The sequence below is a fragment of the Paenibacillus sp. CF095 genome (assembly GCF_900101225.1).
Lineage (GTDB): Bacteria > Bacillota > Bacilli > Paenibacillales > Paenibacillaceae > Paenibacillus.
Map to the genome: position 1 here is coordinate 3,727,406 of NZ_FMZN01000001.1, position 21,664 is coordinate 3,749,069.

A 21,664-nucleotide genomic window follows, 5' to 3' on the forward strand; every position below is an offset into this window, starting at 1 on the left:
ATTCCCAAGTTTTCTCAACGTTTAATTTAGGTCTTTCTTCATTGGTAGATAGGTCTTATGATTACGGAAAAGCGACAATGTTAATGAACTTGACGTGAAAGGATGATCATATGTTTCGTAATCGCACCGTCGCCGGTAAAATCAGAGGCACCTTATTCCTCGTTCTGCTGGTTGCTTCCCTGTTGTTCAGTATTAGTTTTTACGCCGTATCGATGAATATTATTCAAAGCTACGTGCTGCCGCAGTTTGACAAAGTCCTAAACACGTCCATTCAGGATATATACAAGAATACTTCAGCATCCAAAATCCTACAGGTACAGAGTGGCGGAGCCGGTTCTGAAGGTGCTGCCATGACCGTGGAATCGTATCTGGCAGATAAAGCAAAAGAACATAATCTGGATGCTGCTTACGTTGTTGCTATTCAAGATGGCTCAGCCAAAGTCGTTGTGGCCAACCCTTCTTCAAACATGAAAGCGCAGGATGAGATCAGTGTAGAACCCGCAATGAATGCAGCTATTGAGAACAAAGAGATGGTAATCAGTGAGGTCTACTCCGATTCCTTTGGTGTACATAAAGCAGCCTTTATCCCTATTGCAGGAAGTAACATGATTATGGCTGTGAGCATGGATGCCCAGTTCATTCAAGACAAGATTACCCAGATTTTCTGGTTATGTCTTGGGATTACAGCATTAGTGTTTGTGCTCGGGTGGCTTATCTCCACTAGTATGATCAAAAGAGTTACCAAACCAATCATCAAGCTCGTCCAACATAGCAAACAAATATCCCAGGGTGATCTGACCGCTGAACTAGAGATCAAAGGTAAAGATGAAATTGCCCAGCTTGCCGCAAGCTTCCAGACGATGACGCATAACCTGAAAGAGATGATTAGCCGTGCCTTGTCCACATCCAATGAAGTTGTATCAGGCTCCAATGACCTGCTTCAGCGGGTTGAATCGATGTCCGGCATGGTTCGAAACTCCAGCCGCTTCGCAGAAGATGCAGAAAAAGGCAGCATCAGCATTGCGTCAAGCGCATCCGAGAACGCCAGAGCTATGGAAGAAATTACGCAAGGTATTATGCATATTGCTTCTTCTTCCGCTGAAGTGTCTGACCAGATTGGTGAAGCAGCCAACGAGGCAGTTAACGGTAACCGACTGGCTCAGAATGCCATTGAGCAGATGGAGCGTGTAGGCCAGACAGCAAGCGAATCGTTGCGTTATGTCGAAACTATGAATGAACGTTCGGTAGCCATCGGCACCATTGTTGCTTCCATTTTTGAAATCACCAAACAGATTAACATGCTGTCACTCAACGCCTCCATTGAAGCAGCACGTGCCGGAGAGCATGGCCGCGGATTCGCTGTTGTTGCTGGAGAAGTTCGCAAACTTGCCGAGCAATCCAAGACAGCCACCGAAGAAATTTCGGATTATCTGGGTACCATTCGTGAAGATGCTGAGCGCTCGGTTGATGCAATGAACCGTGTAACCCAGGAGATTGGTTCAGGCACAACTGTTGTTCAACAAGCAGGCTCAGCCTTCCAGCAACTGAATGAATTGATTCAGAACGTGAATCTGACCATTCAGACCGTCTCTGCTTCTACACAACAAGTATCCGCTGGTGCTGAAGAAGTGAGTGCATCCGTTGAAGAAACGGCACAGATTACGACCAAATCCCGTGAAAGTATGCTACAGATTGCTTCAACAGCAGATCTTCAGCTCAGCGAGATGGATTCACATTCGAATACAGTTCGTCATCTGCATGAACAAGCTGTAGAGCTGCAATCCGCTATGAAAAATTTCAAAATAAACTAACAGGTTAACCATTAACCTATCATCGCCTGTTTTAAACCTCACTTAATCATAGGATATACAAATACCCCCATGCCGCTAACATGCCGTTTCTAGAGAACGGTTTGTCGGACATGGGGGTATTGTTGTTTCACTCGGGTGCCTGAACACCCATAATCTCGTACACACGCTTCATATCCAATGCCGAACGCAACGATTCGGCTACCCGATCAAACTCCATCTCCTTACGCTCATGTGCACTATATGTCTCCTTAAGTGGAGCCAGTCCTTTTCCTGCACGCAAGGCATTTAGCCACGAACGTCGGAATTGATCACTTTCAAACAATCCATGCAGGTAGGTTCCCCACACACCGCCATCTACAGAGCCCCAGCCTTCTTGGAAAGGTTGACCACCTGGATGTGAGATTTCAAACAACGCGGTTACACGTTCAGGCTCGTGGCACTCCGTAACGCCCATATGAATCTCATATCCATTCACAGGTAATGAAGCATCTGTTACATCATGCTCACCATACAGACGAATCGGGTTATTAGGCTGCACCCGTCCGGAAGCTCTGACGGTCTGCTTTTCCTGAAGAAACGTTGTCGATAGCGGGAGCCAGCCAAGCCCTTTTGCTTCCTGAATCTGATCCGCCTCCACAGCAAAGGGGTCCTTCAGATGACGTCCCAGCATCTGGTATCCGCCACATATCCCTACAAGCTGAACATGCTCACGCTCGGTCTGGCTCGCAATCGCCTGCTCCAGTCCAGACTCACGCAGATATGCCAAGTCACCTATGGTATCCTTCGTACCCGGTAGAAGAATGGCATCCGGACTGCCCAATTCCTCTGGCGAGGTCACGTAACGCACATTCACATCCGGTTCACGGGAAAGTGCGTCAAAGTCTGTAAAGTTGGAAATTCGCGGATATCGGATCACCACCAGATCCAGCTCGGTTTTGCCGGATTTCCCATGACGCATGGAGTCCAGCACCACTGAATCCTCTGCTTCAATCTGAATATCTCTTATGTAAGGCAACACACCTAATACTGGAATGCCTGTCCGTTCTTCGAGCCAGTCGAGTCCTGGCTGCAACAGGGACAGATCACCGCGGAACTTGTTGATAATGAACCCTTTGACACGCGCCACCTCATGGGGTTCCAGCAGCTCCAGCGTACCTACAATGGAAGCAAACACTCCGCCCCGATCAATATCGGAGATCAGAATCACCGGCGCATCGGCCCAGCCTGCCAGATTCATGTTGACGATATCCCGGTCCTTCAGATTGATCTCGGCCGGACTGCCCGCTCCTTCCATCAGCACAATATCATAGGTATCCCGTAGCCGATTCAGCGCATCCATCACCGTCTGCTTCGCTTCAGGCAGGAACTTCTGCCGATAATCTGATGCACTCATCTGGGCAAAAGGTACACCATGTACCACGATCTGCGAATGCATGTCCCGCACCGGCTTGATCAGGATTGGATTCATATCGGTTGTCGCCTCAATACCGCAGGCCTCGGCCTGTGCTCCCTGAGCCCGACCAATCTCCTTGCCATCTTCCGTCACATAGGAATTCAGTGCCATATTCTGTGACTTGAACGGAGCAGGCTTGAAGCCATCCTGCTTAAAAATCCGGCACAATGCCGTTGTGATAACACTTTTGCCCACATCGGAAGCCGTTCCTTGCAGCATCAGTACCGCCGCTGGTTGTGATGGCCTATCTTCCACGCTCTCTCCCCCTGTCTCCGTGTTATACCAGATCACCTTGCTCCCAACCTCATGCATAACACTTTCCATACTGCTTCTTACTTCAAAAGTTACAGCCAGAACAGTCCTTGAAGCACGCTCAGCACGGTCAACAAAGCCGCCTCCAACAGCTCATTCATGGCACCATACGTATCCCCGGTTAAACCGCCGAGCCGTTCACTGATCCGGGCAGCCACGAATCGGCCGATATAATAACACGCCACAGGCAGTATAATAACTGCCGCCACCGGGTATAGCCACCATGGCAGTGTTCCCAGACCACTCACCATCGCATCTGCAATCCCCATATCCGGCTTGAAAAGCCACACCGCGGCAAACGTAATTGCCCCTGCGATCAAGGTCAGGCCCACAGCTGAGCTGCGTGCACGCTGGACTTCCTTCCGCTCACCCAGACCTTTAAACAATACAGCAAGTCCATCATCTCCCCGTGCATTCGGCCAGGCCGACATCGCATACACCATGAACCAGCGGCTCCAGATCATCGGCAGGATCAGCAGCGCACCGTACACCCAGTGACCCCGGGCAATAAAATCGGCGATCAGCGCAGCCTTCATCATGAGCAGCAGCACACAGGCAATTACCCCCATGGCCCCGACACGGCTGTCCTTCATAATCTCCAGCATCCGCTCACGGGTACGATAACTGAGCAAGCCATCCGCCGTATCCATCCATCCGTCAAGATGGAGTCCTCCGGTGAGCCATACCCATAACGTCAAGGTCAGGACGGCAGCCGGAAAGGCGGGGAGCACTGCACCGCTTAAGGCTCCCAAGAGCCAGACACACAGACCGATTGCAGCACCGACCAGCGGATAAAAGACTACACTTTCCCGCAGCAGCGGCGGGACAAAATCGATTTGCATTTTGACAGGGAAACGGGACAGAAATTGAAAAGCTGCTGCCGCTGCATGTTTACGCTGAGAAGCAGGCGTGCCATCCTTCATAAGCGGTACTCCTTGCTTTTTAGTTCAATCGCAATGCCTACGGTCACCAGAAACACTTCACCACATATCGCCGCAATGCGCTGATTCAGTACACCGGCCAAATCCCGATATCTCCTGCCAAGGGCATATTCCGGTACGATCCCGTCCCCCACTTCATTCGTAACCAGAACAAGTAAACCTGGATAGGTTCGAATCGCTTCAACCAGCGCGTCCAAATGTCCCTGTAACACCTGCTTCTCGTCATGCTCATGCGCTAACAAAACATTTGTCAGCCACAGCGTCAGGCAATCCACCAGAATGGTGGGTGCAGAAGTCCCTGTATGCCCTTCACCCATGCGGCTTATCAAAGCAGGCAGATGTATCGGCTCTTCCGTTGTATGCCACAGATACCCCGATGCCTCGCGCTGATGCTGATGCATGGCGATACGCTCACGCATTTCATCATCGTACGCCTGAGCTGTCGCGACATACCAGGCCTCCGAGGAACGTTGCATGCAGAGACGCTCGGCAAAGGAGCTTTTGCCACTGCGTGCGCCGCCTGTCACCAGTACGCTCATCGGGAACTCTCTCCTTGCAGGGATGAATCACCCGTCACAGTAGAGTCCGAAGCAGGGCTTGTCCCATCCGAGACACCCGCGCTTGCAAAGGTTGCCATCTCGTTCAGAATGAGACATGCTGCGTCAATCAGATGAAGACTAAGCACGCCGCCTGTGCCTTCACCCAGACGCATGTCCAGATCCAACATCGCTTTCAGATCCAATTCACGCAGCAGCGCCCCATGCCCATTTTCATGTGACGTATGAGAAGCGATCATATAAGCTGTACTCAGAGGTGCAAGTTGTCTCGCAACCAGCGCTGCCGCGGTAGAGATAAACCCGTCTACAACGACCGGGCAACGATGAGCAGCTGCTGCGAGAATAACCCCTGTGAGTCCGGCAATCTCCAGTCCACCCACCTTGCACAGAACATCCAGTGCATCTTCCGGGTTCGGTGCGTTTACGCTAAGCGCCCGGCTGACTACAGCAGCCTTGCGCTGCAAGCCTGCATCATCAATGCCGGTGCCTCGCCCCACGGCGGCAGCTGGTGCAACTCCGATTAACGCGCTCATTACCGCAGCACTTGCGGTGGTGTTGCCGATTCCCATCTCCCCGGTGACAAACAGCTGTGTTCCCTTCGCCACTTCTGCCGAGACAACTTCGGCTCCTGCAAGGATAGCCTGAACTGCCTCATCCCGGGTCATTGCTGCACCTCGGGCCATGTTGGCCGTCCCTTTGCGAATTTTTCGGGAGAACAGGTCCGGATGTTCAAGATCGGCATTCACCCCGATATCCACACAGATCACATCAGCTCCGGCGTGACGGGCAAGCACATTCACCGCTGCGCCTCCAGCGAGGAAATTCTGGACCATCTGCGGGGTCACTTCGGCAGGAAAAGCACTGATGCCTTCTTCCACTACGCCGTGATCTGCGGCCATGACAATGACCGCCCTGTGATCAAAACGCGGACGTGCATTGCCCGTCATGCCTGCCAGGCGGATCACCAGCTCTTCCAATTTGCCCAGACTTCCCGGCGGCTTCGTCAACGAATCCACATGCGCAGAGGTTTCTGCCGCCACTTCCTGGTCAGGAGCAGTAATCTTACTCGTTAAATGCTCCAACACCTGTTCATTATTCATACAACCAGCACTTCCTTCATCAAAATATGGGTCGCCCCGCTTCATTTAATCGATGTCACGCCGCAGCAGCAGTTGAGGTATGGCATGATCGGGATGGGAGACAATTGCGGGTTTGACGCGAAATATGTCCTGGATATTCTCATCGTTGATCAACGTATGAGGCGTGCCCTTTCCAACCACCATACCCTCACGCAGCGCCAGAATGTGATCGCAAAATAACGCGGCCAGATTCAGATCATGCAGCACAGCCACAATCGTAATGTTAGTCCTCTGTCGCCATGCCGATAACAATTCCATGAATTGCAATTGATATTTAATATCCAGAAACGTGGTCGGCTCGTCCAGCAGAAGTAACCTCGGCTCCTGAGCCATAACTTTGGCTAGTGCGACCCGCTGCCGTTGTCCGCCGCTGAGTGCATCCAGCGGTCTGTCCGCCAGCTCTGTCAATCCCAGATCTTCAAGCACTCTGTCCACCACAAGTGCCCCATCACCCGTTTCCCGCCCCAGCCAGTTCTGGTATGGATATCGCCCCATCTCCACCACGTCTCGTACAGGATAGGAGATGGCTGGCAAGCCATCCTGTTGCAATACAGCGATCATGCGCGACAGGTCCTTACGGCTGTAAGAGCCGATGTCTCGACCATCGATACGGATCTGACCTTCGCCTAACTGTTCCGTTCCGGCAATAAGCTGGATCAGGGTGGACTTGCCGCTGCCGTTTGGTCCGACAACTCCCCACCAGTCACCTTCGCCAACATGCCAGTCTACATTGCGCAGGGCCTGATGATTGCCATATGACTTCCCTGCTCCCTTAATGGAGATAAGTGAAGTCGAGTTGGAACTGGTACTGGAATTCATGGCATCATCCCCTTCTGCAACTTTTTGTTCCGGTGCAGCAGGTAAGCAAAGAACGGCGCACCAACAAAGGCGGTGACAACACCGAGCGGAATTTCAGTTGGCGCCAGCAACGACCTTGCTATGGTATCTGCCCACACCATGAAGATCGCTCCACCAATGGCAGACAAAGGTACCAGCAGTCGGTAATCCGGTCCCACCACCAGCCGCAACATATGCGGGATCACCAATCCAACGAATCCGATGACACCTGATACTGAGACAGCCCCTGCGGTCAGCAGAGTGCCAACTGCCAGCACGGACAGCTTAAGCCGGTCTACTCCGATCCCGATATGTGCTGCTTGACGTTCTCCCAGTGCAAGCACATTCAACGAGCGTGCGCGGCTCCAGAGAAAGACCAGCCCTAACAGAAAATACGGGAAAAGGATGGCCGTATACGACCACCCACGCAGAGCCAGACTTCCCATCGTCCAGTATATAATTTCATTAATCGTCTGTTTCGACATGGTCGACAGGAAGGAAACAACTGCGCCCAGGAAACTTTGCATGACCACACCAGCCAGAATGAGGCTGTGTGTAGGTATTTTACGCCCTTCACGAGCCAGTGCCATAACAAACCATAACGTGATTACACCCGTCAAAAACGCCACCAGTGGCAACGTCCAGATTCCGATCAGTGCATACTGCAATCCGAAGAAAATCAGAAAGGCTGCACCCACCGAAGCACCGGATGATACGCCCAGGGTGAACGGGTCTGCCAGCGGGTTCCGAAGAACCCCCTGGAATCCCGCACCGGCAATCGCCAACGATGCGCCCACGAGCACGGCAAGCAGTACACGTGGGAATCTGACTTTCCAGATAATCTGTTCGGCTGCCTTATTCCAATCCGGTGTAATCCAATCGCCCACCCAGGGAATTTTGTGAATCAGGATACCTGCAATATCCCGGATCGGCAACGCTACTGAACCAATGCCCGTGCAGATGAGCACGGTGAGCACCAGCAGCACCATGCCCGTCATTCCGAACAGGATCAGCTTTTTACTCATTGGAACAAGTCAGGGTAGATCGCTTTGGCTACTTCTTTCAACCCTTGAGTTACCCGTGGACCCGGACGGCTCAGCAGATTGGCATCCAGGCCAATAACCGCGTCATTTTTCACAGCCGTAATTTGATCCCAGCCGCTGCGCGCCTTGATGATCTGATCCAGTGTTTTGGAGTTTTCATCAATTACATCGTTGGCATACAGGATCACATCCGGGTTGGAGGCAATCACGTTCTCTTCATTAATTTCATACCAGCCCTCTTTGTCCGAAGCAATATTGCTACCACCGGCTACAGTGATGAGTTCATCCATAAATTCGCCTTTACCCACAGTCCAGCCTGGGGAGAATTCAACGTATACTTTTTTCTTCTCTTCCGGTTTAACTGCCTTCACCGCTTCGGTTACATCCGTCACGTCCTGTTTCATCTGGGTGATGATTTCTTGTGCTTTTTCCTGATGATCCGTGATTTTACCGAAGGTTTCGATATTGTTCATTACATCGTCAATGGATTTAGGGTCCGTTTTGAAAATGGTAATACCCAGTTCGCGCAGCTTCTTCACCGCATCTTCGCTCATCGAGATACCTGTGAAGACAATGTCGGCTTCAGCGGCAATGATGGACTCTTCATTGGGCTTGGTGATACCACCCATTTTAGCTTTGGTTGTTGCTGCTTCCGGATAATCGTCATAGTCGGATACACCAACGATCTGATCGTCCAATCCAAGGGCAAACAGGGATTCCGTCTCAGCCGGAGACACGGATACAATTTTGGCCGGTGCCTTTTCAAAGGTGAATGATTCACCCGTTGCATCCGTAACGGTAAGTGGATATTGTGTTTTGAGGTCCGTCTGAGCCTGGCCTTGGGACTGCTCCTGTGCCGGTTGCTGTGAAGTACCTGTGCCCTCGTTTGTTGTTGCATTGCCACATCCGGCCAAAGCCAGTGCGAGTGCCGCTGCACTTAGCAGGGACGCTACGCTTTTCCAATTTTTGAAATTCATTCTGTTATTCTCCCCTTCTCTATTTGTACTATTTTCTTGCATCGTGCTCGAACTCTTATTCCCCATGTCTTGGTGTTCCTGTGTAAGGTTTGAACTGCAACATTTACACTCTAACGGAGAGTGCAGAACCAATCTGAAGAAACGAAGTGTTCGCCTTTATCACCAGATTTTCCATTTCAAAAAGGGAATCAAAAAATCTGGGGATAACAGCGATCGGAAGATGGTACTGCAATCGGAGTGACCTCGTGTAAAATTGGTCTCGGTTCATCTTACATGAACAATAAAAAATCCCCAATCCATGGACAAGGATCAGGGATGACGTCTCGCATATGGCGATCTGTACATGTTCAACCAAAAGTTGTCCATGCGCATAGAATAGCCCGAAACGCTGTCCTTTCCTCGAAGGAACACCGGTTTGTACGTCCAGGGCAGGTAACCTGACTTACAGGAATCATCCTGTTTTACAGTGGCGGGACCGTGCCGGATTTGCACCGGCTTCCCCATTTCACCCTTGTGTGTTTCGTGACTCATACTAATCTGCCATGAAAACAGCCTTCACACGCGGGACCCTTGGTCGCTGATATGGTAAACCATTGCCGTGTAATTTCTGCATGTTGCATACTCATTCAGGCTTCACAACCTGCAACGTATCTGTACCATGCTGAAGTCACACTTCTGTTGTGATTATAGGGTATATTGTACATCCTTACAACCCGATTGGCGGAAAAGTCACTCTGCTGCCAAACCATTGATTCCCCTGTTGTTCAAGCTGAACCTGAATCGCCTGTCCCGGTACGACATGTGTATCCCAGAACCCAAGCCCGGCAATCAGACGGGACAAGGCATACCGGATGACACCACCATGCGTAACCACAACTATGGTTGGCACTCGCCCCTCATTAACGTGCGTCGAAGGACGGCCCTCCAACAACATCTCTTGGAGAAAGGAGTTCAACCGTCCAGTAAAATCCTGCCACGATTCCCCCTCAGGCGGAGTGACCTCCTGCGGGGCATCTATCCAGTTTCGGTACACAAGGTTATCCTTGAGCTGATCATAGGTCAGCCCTTCCCACTGTCCAAAATCATTCTCACGCAGGCGTGAGTCGAACTTCACCTGTCCGCTAGCATCAGGAAGAATCTGTTCCAGCGTCTGCCGACAGCGAAGCAGATCACTGCAGTATACCTCGTGCCACGAAACAATGCTCAATTGTTCATGAAGCGGAGCCAGCTCTTCTTTGGCATTTGGCAGCAGACCGATGTCGGTATGCCCCAAGTATCTTTTTTCCACATTCCACAGCGTTGTCCCATGACGGACCCACAGAATGTTTCGTTTCAGCGGCTCAGGCTGCTGATTCGTATGTACTTCATTTCCTGCATTTATGACCATAACAGCGTCCCTCCTGCTAGCCACACCCCCAACGTTATGAACACGCATAGTACCACAAAAGCCCCTGCCGACCAGAACATCAGGCGTGACGTTTGCACAATATCCTCGGCTTCCATCGGCCGTGTGGCTTCACCCATGTAGGCACGAAATGAAGCAACGCCGTGATACACGTTATGTCCCCCAAGCCGGATGCCCAGTGCTCCGGCCACCGCAGATTCGGGAAAACCACTATTCGGACTTGGATGCAGTCTTGCATCCCGTGCGACCATGCGTGCTGCTCCTTTCGCGTCCAGCTTCATGACCCAGGCACCAACGATTAACAGAATCGCGGTCAGCCGCGCAGGTATCCAGTTCGCCACATCATCCAGACGGGCCGAGGCCCAGCCAAGATGCAGATACTTGTCATTTTTATATCCGACCATGGAATCCAACGTGTTGACGGCGCGATAAGCCATGGCTAGTGGAGCGCCTCCAATAAGTGCATAGAATAACGGTGATACAATGGCATCCACGATATTTTCGGCAACCGTCTCTACCGTACCCCGTACAACCTCCGGTTCATCCAGATGCCCCGTATCACGTCCAACAATCATGCCCAGTGAACGTCTGGCCGCCGGCCAATCCTGCTGCTTCAGATGACGATACACTTCCATACCTGCATCCTTCAGCCCTTTTGAAGCAATAGTCGTTGCAATGAGCACCACTTCAGCTGCCGCTGCAATGACAGGGTGGATTAGCCCAAGCACATATACGAGTCCCCAGGTGATGGCAAAAGAACCCCCCGCAATCAAAATCGGGAACAACAGCCCGGCTCTCTTCAGCCCCGAATCTGTGCTCACACGCGAGCGAATGACACACTCCAACGCCGAGATGCCTTTTCCCATGCCAATCACCGGGTGGGGAATCCAGCGCGGATCTCCGATACATCGGTCCAACAGGTACGCCAGTATAATAATCCAGGCTCCCGCCATGCCTGTCCAGAACGGCCAAGTCCATAGATGCTCCACGTCAAAAGTCATTTGTGCCTGATCCTCTCTTTCCATAACAGTCCGGCGTGAAGGCTCTCCGTCACCGTGTCGTATACCAATCTGCCAATCGCCGCCCCTGCCGTAGTTGCTGTCCCGGCATAAGTAATCATCGGCTGAGGTTCTTCCACTCGCTGACGTACCGCAAACACAATGGCATCGGTTGTGGTGCCGGTGGCGGGCAACCCGTTCTCCGAATCCAGAACACCCGCATCCGCCAACGCGGCCGCTTTGGCTTCCACCGCCGTCTGTACCGCATTCACCATCGCCCCGGTGGTCATTCGTCCATTCAACCAGAGCATGATGTTAATTGTACCTGGGACATAGGGGTGAATCGTTAGATTCCGTGCTGAAGGAGCAGAGGGCTCCCTACCGGAAGACATCTTCTTATTTCCCACCGTATCAAATACCGTTCTCTCCGATCCCGCGCGTGCTGCATTCGATACACCCGCAGTGGTACAGCACAGAAGACCAAATTCATCACTTGTATATTCCTGAATGGAGGTATGCTCCAGCCTTACGGCCGTCAATAATCCGGCGCATTGATCCCGCGGCTCATGCCATTCATTCAGCGCCTGTTCGATATCACGCGGCGGATCATCACAGCGGTAATGCCTGTCCACATAGATGTTAAATATGCGATCCAGTTCAAGCATCCCTCCGCCATACACTGCACTCGACAGCGCTTGGGCAGCCCTTGGGTTCTGTGCTTTGATATGTCGTTCATGTGCAGATATGATCAGTCCCGGCCAGGAAGAGGAGGCATATTCATTCTCGCCTGTTTCTCCATTCGCAAAGTAGTTATAAAACGGGAGTGTCACGACCGCCTCCCTCCCTGTGCCTGTTCCGAATCTTTCGCCTGCTCCTGCTGACTTGATTCATGAATGGAGGACTGATCGACATTTGGATATCCCTTGGTTTCCAGCACGCCGCCCAGCACTTTGAGTAATGTAGCATTGGCGTCTGCATCCTTGACCGCAAAACGTACATGACCTTCGTCAAGCCCCGGATACATGGCACAGCTGCGAATCAGGATGCCCCTTCGGCCCAGCGCCTCCTGCATTGATGCTGCTGTCCAAGGGGCCGGCACACGTACCAAAATAAAATTCGCCTCTCCCGGTGTCACCGCACATCCGTACGCCTTCAGTCCTTCGATGAGACGCTCCCGTTCCCGCGTGATCTGTGCTATGGTCTCCTGTTCGTACCGTTCTCCGCTGCGCAGACAGGCTTCCCCTGCCATGAGCGCCAGACCGTTGACACTCCAGGTCACCTGTTTCTTCGTCATCGCCTGAATGTATTCGGCACGGCCCAAAGCATATCCGAGACGCAAGCCCGGAATGGCATAAAACTTCGTCATCGAGCGAATGATGATCACATTTGGATAGTCATTCAGATGTGCTGCCAGGGACTGGCGCCGGGCTACCGGAATAAAATCCATAAATGCCTCATCAATAACGATTACAGTTCCCGTTTCTTCCGCTTTGCTGGCAAGCCTTTGCAATACCTCAAGCGGATATTGTACACCGTTTGGATTGTTGGGCTGGCCAAGGAAGAGCAAGTCTACCTTTTCCATGAGCTGCTCGATCTCCTCGGGTTCCGCTCGCCACGCCAGCTCTTCTCTGCCCTCCGTATGCACAACCTCGGCACCGAATTGTCGTGCCAACGCGCGGTACTCCGAGAATCCAGGTTCCACCGTACCCACCTTGCGCGGGGCAAGCCCCAGCAGAATGAGCGCCATACTTTCGGCTGCACCGTTGCCCACAGAAATCTGCTCCTGCATCACACCAAGACGCTCGCTCAGCAGTGCTTTGAATCCCCGATGCCCCGGATCGGGATACCGAATCACCGACTGTAATCCTTGCTGTATAGCCTTCAGCACCCCTCTGGGCGGACCGAGCGGATTAATGTTGGCACTGAAATCCAGAAAATCAGCGGCTTCTCTCCCAAATCGTGACGCAGCCGTCTCCACGTCCCCGCCATGTCCGAACACTTCGATATAACCGGTCATTCTTCCGTCATCCTTTCTGTATGTCCTTTTTATTATGGATGGCACGGGAGGTGTGGGTCAATCCTGTTTTCTTTGTGTCCCAACCATAATTCGTTTACAATAGAAGAGGAATTTCGGTTCCTTTTGATATACAAGGTTCACTACATAAGGGACTAGCAATCCCTCACATACATTAATGGAGGAATGACCATGCTGTTTGTAGACAACCAGGGCATTACAGATCCTTCTGTAAACCTTGCCATTGAGGAGTACATTCTGAAACATCTGCCGATGGAGGATGACAGCTATCTGCTGTTCTACATCAACCGTCCGTCGATTATCATCGGAAAACATCAAAATACGATTGAAGAAATTAATATCGAGTACGTTCAGGATAACGGTGTCCAGGTGGTTCGTCGTCTTTCGGGAGGCGGAGCGGTATATCACGATCTGGGCAACCTGAATTTCAGTTTTATTACAGCGGATGACGGTCAATCCTTCCACAATTTCCGCAAGTTCACCCAGCCTGTGGTTGAAGCTTTGCATGAGCTTGGTGTAAATGCCGAGTTGACCGGGCGTAATGATCTGCAAGTCGGCGAAAAGAAAATTTCGGGCAACGCCCAGTTTTCCACACGTGGGCGCATGTTCAGTCATGGCACATTGATGTTTGATCTGAATTTGGAGCATGTTCAGGCTTCCCTGAACGTCAATCCCGAGAAATTCAAATCCAAGAGCACCAAGTCCGTGCGCAGCCGGGTCGCCAACATACGGGATCTGATTGACACCAACCTGACGATTGAGCAGTTCCGCGATGAGCTGTTACGTCACATTTTCCGGATGGAGCCTAAGGACGTTCCACAGTACACGCTCACTGACAAAGACTGGGACAAAATCAAAGAAATCTCCGCTGAGCGATATAACAACTGGGACTGGAACTATGGCTTGTCTCCGGAAAGCAATGTGAAGCACACTCGCAAATTCCCTGTTGGCATCATCGATCTGCGCATGAACATCAAGGATGGACGCATCGAAGATATCAAAATCTTTGGCGACTTCTTCGGTGTAGGCGATGTGGCGGATATCGAAGATATGCTGCGCGGCAAGCGGTATGAGGAATCCGAGGTGCGTACTGCACTTGAGGGCCTGGATGTAAAACATTACTTCGGCAACCTTGAGCTGGAAGAGTTTATCGGCCTTGTTTTCCTAGAAGAGTAGGTATATAAGTTCAACCCAAGAATGTTTACACCTGCCACTCCGATGACAGAATAACCTTCCGATCGCTGTTATCCCCAGATTTTTTTGATTCCCTTCTTCAAAGGGAAAATCCGGTGATAGCTTATGCTTCCGATGTAGCTTTCTTTCAGAAAGCTTTCAGGCGAACGCTCCGCTTCTTCAGTTTTTTTCTGTCCTCTCCGTTCTCGTGTAAAACGTTTAGTTGAACTGATATAGATTAAGTCGGGTATAGATACCAGATAGATACAGATAAAAAAAGGAGAGAAACACAGATGACCTACAAATTAATCGCAATCGACATTGATGACACACTGATCAACGACAACAAGGAAGTAACCCCTGCTACACAGACTGCACTGGAACAAGCGGTTGCCCATGGTGTAACTGTAACGCTGGCGACTGGACGTGCTTATGCTTCCGCACAAGCGCTTGCTCGTCAAACCGGACTTAACGTGCCGATTATTACGTATCAAGGCGCATTGGTGAAAAACCTGCTGGACGAAAAAGTCCTCTATGAGCGTTATGTTCCACAGGAAGCTTCCCGCAAATTGTATGATTACTGCCTGGAGAACAATCTCCACCTTCAAACATATATTGACGACAAGCTGTATGCGCGTGAGGAAAACGACAAGCTGCGTGATTATGCCAAATTAAACGGCACCCAATATTACATCGAATCTGATTTCATCAAAGTGATCGAACAAAAAACACCAAAGCTGCTTATTATTGATGAGCCTGACTACTTGGATAAGGTTGCCGTTGACCTGCGTGAATTGCTCGGACCTCAAGTGCATATCACGAAGTCCAAACCTTACTTCCTGGAGATCATGCACAATGAAGGAACTAAAGGCCATGCCCTGACCTTCCTGGCTGACCATTTCGGTCACCAGCTCAGCGAGTGTATTGCCATCGGCGACTCCTGGAACGACCATGAGATGCTCGAAGTTGCTGGTCTTGGTGTAGCGATGGGGAATGCCATTCCTGCGCTGAAAGAGCTGGCGGACTACATTACGGCAAGTAATAACGAAGACGGCGTAAAAGAGGTTATTGAGAAGTTTGTACTGAACGCAGAGTAATTAAGATCAACGAACAGCCCAGTCGGCGAATTTCGCCGTGCAGGGCTGTTTTTTTGATTTTAAAAATATGTTCATTATCCTATTTAAACGATTATATTAGGTATATTTCTCTCTTATTTTTTATGTTTTGAGAGCAACAATGCGGTAATCAAGGATAATTGTAGTGAAATCGTAATCGCCATAGATAAGATGACACGATTTGTATCTGGGACATCAGCAAAAAACAAAACAATAAAAAATACAATAAATGAGATTAAAATGCTAGCTATGAAATTTAAAATTATTCGTTTCATGTTTTGCCTACTTTCACGCACCACGATTCATTGTCTCTTACTTGCTCATGGCATGCTGGAAAGACTCCAACAGTTTCTTGATTTGCCCATCAGATTCCAGTTGAAATGACGGAATGATCTCATCTATTCTTTGCTGGAACAGCTCGGGATCTTGGACACCAAGCTCTGCCCTTAACTCCATTTCTTCTTCGGAACCATTGTCGTTCAGGATCATGTTCAGGATTTCACCTTTAAAGTATTCACTTGGAGGAAGGATTAGAGCATTCATCAGGAACTGAGTAAAAAAGAGATGTTTATTATGTTCCTGACTTGCCTTTTTCATCGCCTGCTTAGTAAACAAGTTTATATATTTCTGAGCAAACGCAACCCCTTTCATTCGGGAAGGCCCTACATGTTCGACCCCTTTCCAGCGCAGATCGGCCACAGAACTAAGCCACCAGGCCGGTTCAATCGCCTGCTGCATACGAAGCAGCACTTGGCGCTCAAACTGCGGCTCAGGATACATTCGCTGCTCATCCAAACATTTCGCTATGGTCTCGGCTTCAATTGCAGCAACCGTCATGCCTTGGCCATGGATCGGATCGAAGCTGCAAAATGCATCGCCAAGGACGAGTAATCCGGAGGGCCAATTCTCCATCAGTTCAAAATGTTGACGGACAGACTCGGAAATACGGTATCCCCGCGGCCCTTGAAAAGGCTCCAACTGGTCTGCCAATGCTACGATTTCATCCGAAGCAAACAGATGTTTGATTTGCTCTTGAAACTCATCCGGATGAGTTGGAGGATATTCATCTCCTCCTGCGTTGAACAGTAATAGTCCAGCGATATCATTCTCAATGCGCCACAACATGCCTGCACGAGTTCCTTGCACAGGATCGGACTCTGTTATCACCGTTCCCCAGTCATTTTGAATAGAGGATGGTATCTTATAATAGCGGGTGCTGTAACCAAGAGACACCTTCAGCACTTCCGGCTCAGGCACGGACAACCCTATCTGTTCAAGCCATCTGATCAATTTGGAAGAACGTCCCGCGGCATCAATAACCATATCTGCTGCAAGCATTGCTTCCCGATTATCCCGACCTCTTTCTTTGGTATACACGCCTGTAATCGAACGCTGATCTTCTGATGCCATTAACCCGGTAACTTCCGTACTCGTTAAGAAGCTTATATGATCTATGCTCTGGACTCGCTGACGCAATACCCATTCCAGCAGGGCTCTGCTGCTCGATGCAATTTTGAATGAGGAAGCAGCATTCGCTTTATTGACTAAAGTACCGTAGCGATTGGCAATCACAATTTTCTCTTCATGTGAAGGAATGGCACCAAGCGCGACCAATTCATCATTGTATCCGGGAAAGTAATGTTCCAGAATGAGTCCGCCGCGCGGTAATACACGATGTGGATGAAAGGATTGAGGCACACCCTGCCGATTCGCCGGCTCAGAAGGTAATTCATCTCGCTCAATGATACATACCTCATCATAATAATCAGATAACATCCTTGCAGTGATTAACCCTGCAATACCTGCCCCAATTACCACAGCTTTTTTCATATCGGACATTGCCACTTCATCCTCTCTAATCCATCATATTTTATCTACACTTGTAGCCCTATCAAAAAATTACTTATAATACCAATATACACTTGGAATCTCGCATCAAGTAAGAATCAATATCAGGATACTATATAGCTAAACTACAATAAGGAAATGATGTAGATGAAAATGATTGATAAAAAGGTGGATTTGAGAGTTACCCGAACTCATAAATTGTTAACGATGGCGCTTCTCGATCTGTTATGTGAGAAAGGCCAGCTATTCAGCAACATCACAATTAATGAAATATGTGACAAAGCTATGGTTCACCGAACAACGTTTTACAAACATTTCAAGGATAAATTTGCTCTACTGTCCTCCACCCTAACTTGGGTCCTTCGGGATTATTTACACATCAATGTAGAAGATCGGCTACAGCAGCCTTTGCAAAGCGTATCTAAAATTCTGTTCGGAAATGTACTGGAGACTATCGTGCAGAACCAGCAGAAGGATGAGGGGTTTAACAACTTTTTCATACATTATATCGGAGAGATATTCAGACGAGATTTTCTGGAATTGAAGAGAAGAGGTAAACAATTTTCACTTCCCATAGAACTTGTAGCCGAGTTTCACTCGGGGGTGATTCGTTTACTTGTGACGTGGTGGATACAACATTTCGAAGAAAATGTTACGGCAGAACAGATGGATGAATATTACTACCTACTGGTTAACGAGAACATCATGATGGAATAACAAACAGCTCAACCTAAAATCAAGGGCTGATTTTGAGCTTGAGCTGCATACCTTCAAACTTTACCTATTTTAAAACAGATTCGGAAGCCTGCACTGTCATCCTCGAACGACTTCTTTTCTTCAACCAGCCGCTCACCTTCTCATTCATCGCCAGCAGACCTGAAACGACAAGCACTACACCGATCCATGTAACCCAGCTGACATGCTCACCATAGACAACAGCACCAAGCCCTACCGCAATGGGTGGTGAAATGTATAACCATGTTGCTGGAAACAATGGGTTGGTACGCGACATAATCCAATAGAACAGACTATGCCCCACCATGGAGCCGATGACAGTCAGATAGATCACCGACGAGACGGCAGGCACCCAGTCCAGAGCAGACATATTCCACGATTCCGTTCCGGCTGAGAGCAGGGATAACAGCAATCCCCCATACATCATCTGCACCGCATTAATTGCTACAGGACTAGCCTCCTTGAACTGATGAATGACCTTTTTGGAGTACAATGCACCTGCTGAATAACAAACTTCCCCCACCAGTACCGCGATACAACCCCACATGAATAGAGAACCTGCACCAAGCGATACACCTGGCAGCACAACCAGAACCACACCGGTGAACCCGATCAGGCAGCCTGTAATCATACGGGCAGATGTTTTTTGCCGTAACAGCGCCGTCTGCATCAACATAATCATCAGCGGCCCTGTCGCTGACAGAATGGCACCCACACCTGAGCTCACATGCTGTTCAGCCCAATATAATGTGGCAAAGGTGCCGAAGGTCAGCCCCGCTCCCGTTAACAACATCTCCTTGCGGAACAGGAGTGACCAGCTCACTTTGCCCTTCATCCACATCCATGCAAACATCAGCGCTCCCGCGATTACAAATCGCAATCCGGCTGACAGAAAAGGCGGCATGCCTGCCTCTACTCCAATTTTAATAGCCAGAAATGTTGTACCGAAAATAAGACACATGACCGTAAATGCAATCCCCACCATGATAACCACTCCTTTGTCTGTTCTTCATCATATCTCATGGTCTACAGAACAGAATGAACAAAACAGAACAGTTGTCGCCTATTAGCTGTTACAATAGAGTTCAAAAGGAGTGTGAGCCGGGTGGGCAGAACCATGATGATGACAGATAACAGCCTGAAACTATATGAGCAAGTAATCCATTATCTCGTTGTACGTATAGAAGCGGGAGAGTGGGCAGAACATGAAAAGCTGCCATCTGTACGAAGCCTGTCCGAGCTACTCGGCGTACATCGTCTGACTGTTTTCAAAGCCTATCAGGAGTTAAAAGAACGTGGGAATGTTTATGTGAAGGACAAGTCCGGCTATTATGTCAGTCCAGCAACTCCATTCTCAGTAACGGATCAGGCGGATGATCCCGCCGTGTCTGCCTGGCTGCATTGGGACTCCCTCGCACGTGTACAGTCGCTTGAAGCTGAACTCCAGTTCTCCAAATCACTGATTGATCCCGCCCTGCTTCCCAATCGGTATTGGGGAGAACTGATGCGTGATCTGCTGGACCAATATCCACGTCTGCTCGGAACGTACTCCACGATTCAGGGAGATCTGGAATTGCGTAGTGCGCTGGCAAGCCATCTAACGAAAAAAGAACGCTTCTATCTCTCTGCAGACGAGGTGCTCATTACTTCGGGGGCCCAACAAGCGATTGACGTCATCTCGCGGACGCTGGTCAAACCCGGGGATCGGGTGTTGATGGAACGGCCTACGTATGGACCAGCAATGGAGATTTTCCGCAAACAAGGTGCTCGTCTGATCTTTACGGATATTCACTCGGACGGGTATGATCTGGAGCAGATCGAACATCTGATGAAGAGTGAGAAGCCACGCCTCTTTTATATGACACCGACCTTTCAGAATCCAACCGGCCTTAATGTTCCAGTAGAACAGCGTAAGCAGTTACCCGAACTTGCAGAACAGTATGGATGTTTTCTGCTCGAAGACGACAGCACCTATGATATCTATTTTAAGGAGAAACCTCCTGCACCCATTTTCACCTACGACACCACAGGACACACCCTGTACATCCGCAGTTACAGCAAGTATGTTGCACCCGGGCTACGGATTGCAGCCATCATATGCCGTCAGCGTTTCATGCCAGGACTACAGGCTGTAAAATCACTGACAGATAACGGATCGCCCCTTCTGAACCAGAAGCTTTTTCTCCGTTATTTTCAGTCAGAACGTATGCATCAGCATCTATCCAAGCTGCGGACCGCCATCCAGCTACGGATGGAAGTAATGGAACAGTGTCTGCTGGAAACGGACTGGACGTGGACCCGGCCGGAGGGCGGACTCAACTTTTGGGTAGAGCTTCCTGAGGGTGTGGATACCGGAAGACTGCTTCACCGATGCATGGAACAATCCGTTGCCTTTGTACCCGGAACCGTATTTGATTCTTCGGATAATTCAGCCTGTCGCAAACTGCGCCTGTCCTTCTCTTATGCACATGAGCAGCAGATTCGGGAAGGGATGAGCAGGCTTATTACGCTGGCCAAAGAAATATAAGGTTTGGATTTCCTAGAACAGAAGCCACTCCGAAAACTTTCAAGTGCAATTTGCCGCTGGCCCCGCTACATCAAAAAAAGTCGCCTTGTGGCGACTTTACTTTTGGTGTTCTATATTCTCTACCTGCACCCGCTCTGTGCTTAAAGGTCTTTTCTTGCAAACAGGCGGATCGTAATAAGATAAGACACTACAAACAAACCTATTATGCCTACAGAAACCAATGCCATTGTCGTTGTGGTAATCATGCCGTTCTCGTTGGCCATACTCATGAGGTACGCAACGGGTTGCGCCAGTATAATCATACAGACCATGAATATCGCATTGATGATGCCTGCCCCTTTTTTGCTAAGTCCGTAGAATAGAGGCATGTATATGGAGACTAGCACAAGCACCATGCCTACGGAAATGGCAATATCCATAAGTGAATAATTCGGTTTGTTCAGTTCAGGATAATTCAGGTTCACAAGCTCGTGAATTCCGTACGACGCGAGCACCCCGAAAAATGTATAGACTATAGCAGAGAGGTACTTGGCTTTCACAATCTGTTTGCGGCTAACCGGGAGCGTGACCAGGAAATTATGATTATGGTTCTTGATATCAATCATAGTTGCCAGCATGACCGAACCAAAGGCTGTGTAGATGCCTACAAAATACATTGACATTTCACTCTTTGGTATAAATGCAAGACTAAACACCACCAGGTATAACCCAATCGTCCATAGTGAACTTTTCAGTACAATGAGAAGTCTTTACGAAGT

19 protein-coding genes and 1 riboswitch are annotated in these 21,664 nt (G+C 49.7%); of the genes, 5 read left to right on the plus strand and 14 right to left on the minus strand.

Going from position 1 to position 21,664, the window contains the following annotated elements; all coding sequences use genetic code 11:
* The first annotated feature begins 110 nt into the window (after window positions 1-110).
* Entirely contained in the window at window positions 111-1,811 is a 1,701-nt protein-coding gene (locus tag BLS69_RS16495; protein ID WP_091033515.1) for a methyl-accepting chemotaxis protein, read from the plus strand.
* Between the two features lie 127 nt (window positions 1,812-1,938).
* On the opposite strand, the gene BLS69_RS16500 is transcribed toward BLS69_RS16495, so the two are convergent.
* The 11 genes from BLS69_RS16500 to cobD form a co-directional block, all read right to left on the minus strand.
* Window positions 1,939-3,483 (minus strand): cobyric acid synthase, encoded by a 1,545-nt coding sequence (locus BLS69_RS16500; protein WP_091035081.1) that lies wholly within the window; start codon window positions 3,481-3,483, stop codon window positions 1,939-1,941.
* Between the two features lie 125 nt (window positions 3,484-3,608).
* Window positions 3,609-4,499, minus strand: coding sequence for an adenosylcobinamide-GDP ribazoletransferase (cobS, locus tag BLS69_RS16505; RefSeq protein WP_091033517.1), 891 nt, complete (start codon window positions 4,497-4,499; stop codon window positions 3,609-3,611).
* Window positions 4,496-5,056: a bifunctional adenosylcobinamide kinase/adenosylcobinamide-phosphate guanylyltransferase gene (gene cobU, locus BLS69_RS16510; protein ID WP_091033520.1), complete on the minus strand. Its 561-nt coding sequence runs from the start codon at window positions 5,054-5,056 to the stop codon at window positions 4,496-4,498. Before cobU ends, cobS begins: the two co-directional genes overlap by 4 nt.
* Window positions 5,053-6,174 (minus strand): nicotinate-nucleotide--dimethylbenzimidazole phosphoribosyltransferase, encoded by a 1,122-nt coding sequence (cobT, locus tag BLS69_RS16515; protein ID WP_091033527.1) that lies wholly within the window; start codon window positions 6,172-6,174, stop codon window positions 5,053-5,055. Before cobT ends, cobU begins: the two co-directional genes overlap by 4 nt.
* Window positions 6,175-6,219: 45 nt before the next feature.
* Complete coding sequence (locus BLS69_RS16520) at window positions 6,220-7,032, minus strand: ABC transporter ATP-binding protein (protein WP_091033530.1); 813 nt, start codon at window positions 7,030-7,032, stop codon at window positions 6,220-6,222.
* On the minus strand, window positions 7,029-8,075 hold the full coding sequence (locus BLS69_RS16525) for a FecCD family ABC transporter permease (RefSeq protein ID WP_091033533.1): 1,047 nt from the start codon (window positions 8,073-8,075) through the stop codon (window positions 7,029-7,031). Before BLS69_RS16525 ends, BLS69_RS16520 begins: the two co-directional genes overlap by 4 nt.
* Window positions 8,072-9,070, minus strand: a complete 999-nt coding sequence (locus BLS69_RS16530) for an ABC transporter substrate-binding protein (RefSeq protein ID WP_091033535.1) — start codon at window positions 9,068-9,070, stop codon at window positions 8,072-8,074. Before BLS69_RS16530 ends, BLS69_RS16525 begins: the two co-directional genes overlap by 4 nt.
* A gap of 409 nt (window positions 9,071-9,479) precedes the next feature.
* A riboswitch (cobalamin riboswitch) is annotated at window positions 9,480-9,616 on the minus strand.
* 160 nt (window positions 9,617-9,776) lie between these two features.
* Window positions 9,777-10,457 (minus strand): histidine phosphatase family protein, encoded by a 681-nt coding sequence (locus BLS69_RS16535; protein ID WP_143023587.1) that lies wholly within the window; start codon window positions 10,455-10,457, stop codon window positions 9,777-9,779.
* Entirely contained in the window at window positions 10,448-11,428 is a 981-nt protein-coding gene (gene cbiB / locus BLS69_RS16540; protein WP_091035083.1) for an adenosylcobinamide-phosphate synthase CbiB, read from the minus strand. The genes BLS69_RS16535 and cbiB overlap by 10 nt, the downstream gene beginning before the upstream one ends.
* A gap of 44 nt (window positions 11,429-11,472) precedes the next feature.
* A complete protein-coding gene (locus BLS69_RS16545; RefSeq protein WP_091033541.1) occupies window positions 11,473-12,303 on the minus strand; it encodes an adenosylcobinamide amidohydrolase in 831 nt (276 codons plus the stop codon).
* Window positions 12,300-13,490, minus strand: a complete 1,191-nt coding sequence (gene cobD / locus BLS69_RS16550; RefSeq protein ID WP_091033545.1) for a threonine-phosphate decarboxylase CobD — start codon at window positions 13,488-13,490, stop codon at window positions 12,300-12,302. Before cobD ends, BLS69_RS16545 begins: the two co-directional genes overlap by 4 nt.
* A gap of 189 nt (window positions 13,491-13,679) precedes the next feature.
* Here cobD and BLS69_RS16555 point away from each other — a divergent pair, with 189 nt between their 5' ends.
* Together BLS69_RS16555 and BLS69_RS16560 are read left to right on the plus strand one after the other, a co-directional pair.
* The gene (locus BLS69_RS16555) at window positions 13,680-14,684 is read left to right on the plus strand and encodes a lipoate--protein ligase (RefSeq protein WP_091033548.1); all 1,005 of its coding nucleotides are present in this window, start codon (window positions 13,680-13,682) and stop codon (window positions 14,682-14,684) included.
* 290 nt (window positions 14,685-14,974) lie between these two features.
* Window positions 14,975-15,778: a Cof-type HAD-IIB family hydrolase gene (locus tag BLS69_RS16560; RefSeq protein WP_062833159.1), complete on the plus strand. Its 804-nt coding sequence runs from the start codon at window positions 14,975-14,977 to the stop codon at window positions 15,776-15,778.
* A 330-nt stretch (window positions 15,779-16,108) separates the two neighbouring features.
* Here the strand turns inward: BLS69_RS16560 and BLS69_RS16565 are convergent, their stop codons facing one another.
* Window positions 16,109-17,635 (minus strand): NAD(P)/FAD-dependent oxidoreductase, encoded by a 1,527-nt coding sequence (locus tag BLS69_RS16565; protein WP_091033553.1) that lies wholly within the window; start codon window positions 17,633-17,635, stop codon window positions 16,109-16,111.
* 156 nt (window positions 17,636-17,791) lie between these two features.
* Between BLS69_RS16565 and BLS69_RS16570 the strand changes: the two genes are divergently transcribed.
* On the plus strand, window positions 17,792-18,361 hold the full coding sequence (locus BLS69_RS16570) for a TetR/AcrR family transcriptional regulator (RefSeq protein WP_091033555.1): 570 nt from the start codon (window positions 17,792-17,794) through the stop codon (window positions 18,359-18,361).
* Window positions 18,362-18,425: 64 nt separating this feature from the next.
* Here the strand turns inward: BLS69_RS16570 and BLS69_RS16575 are convergent, their stop codons facing one another.
* Window positions 18,426-19,364, minus strand: coding sequence for a DMT family transporter (locus BLS69_RS16575; protein WP_091033558.1), 939 nt, complete (start codon window positions 19,362-19,364; stop codon window positions 18,426-18,428).
* 120 nt (window positions 19,365-19,484) lie between these two features.
* On the opposite strand from BLS69_RS16575, the gene BLS69_RS16580 reads away from it, so the two are divergent.
* Entirely contained in the window at window positions 19,485-20,906 is a 1,422-nt protein-coding gene (locus BLS69_RS16580; RefSeq protein ID WP_240768264.1) for an aminotransferase-like domain-containing protein, read from the plus strand.
* A gap of 140 nt (window positions 20,907-21,046) precedes the next feature.
* On the opposite strand, the gene BLS69_RS16585 is transcribed toward BLS69_RS16580, so the two are convergent.
* Window positions 21,047-21,604 (minus strand): ABC-2 transporter permease, encoded by a 558-nt coding sequence (locus BLS69_RS16585; RefSeq protein ID WP_371129052.1) that lies wholly within the window; start codon window positions 21,602-21,604, stop codon window positions 21,047-21,049.
* Between the last annotated feature and the right edge of the window lie 60 nt (window positions 21,605-21,664).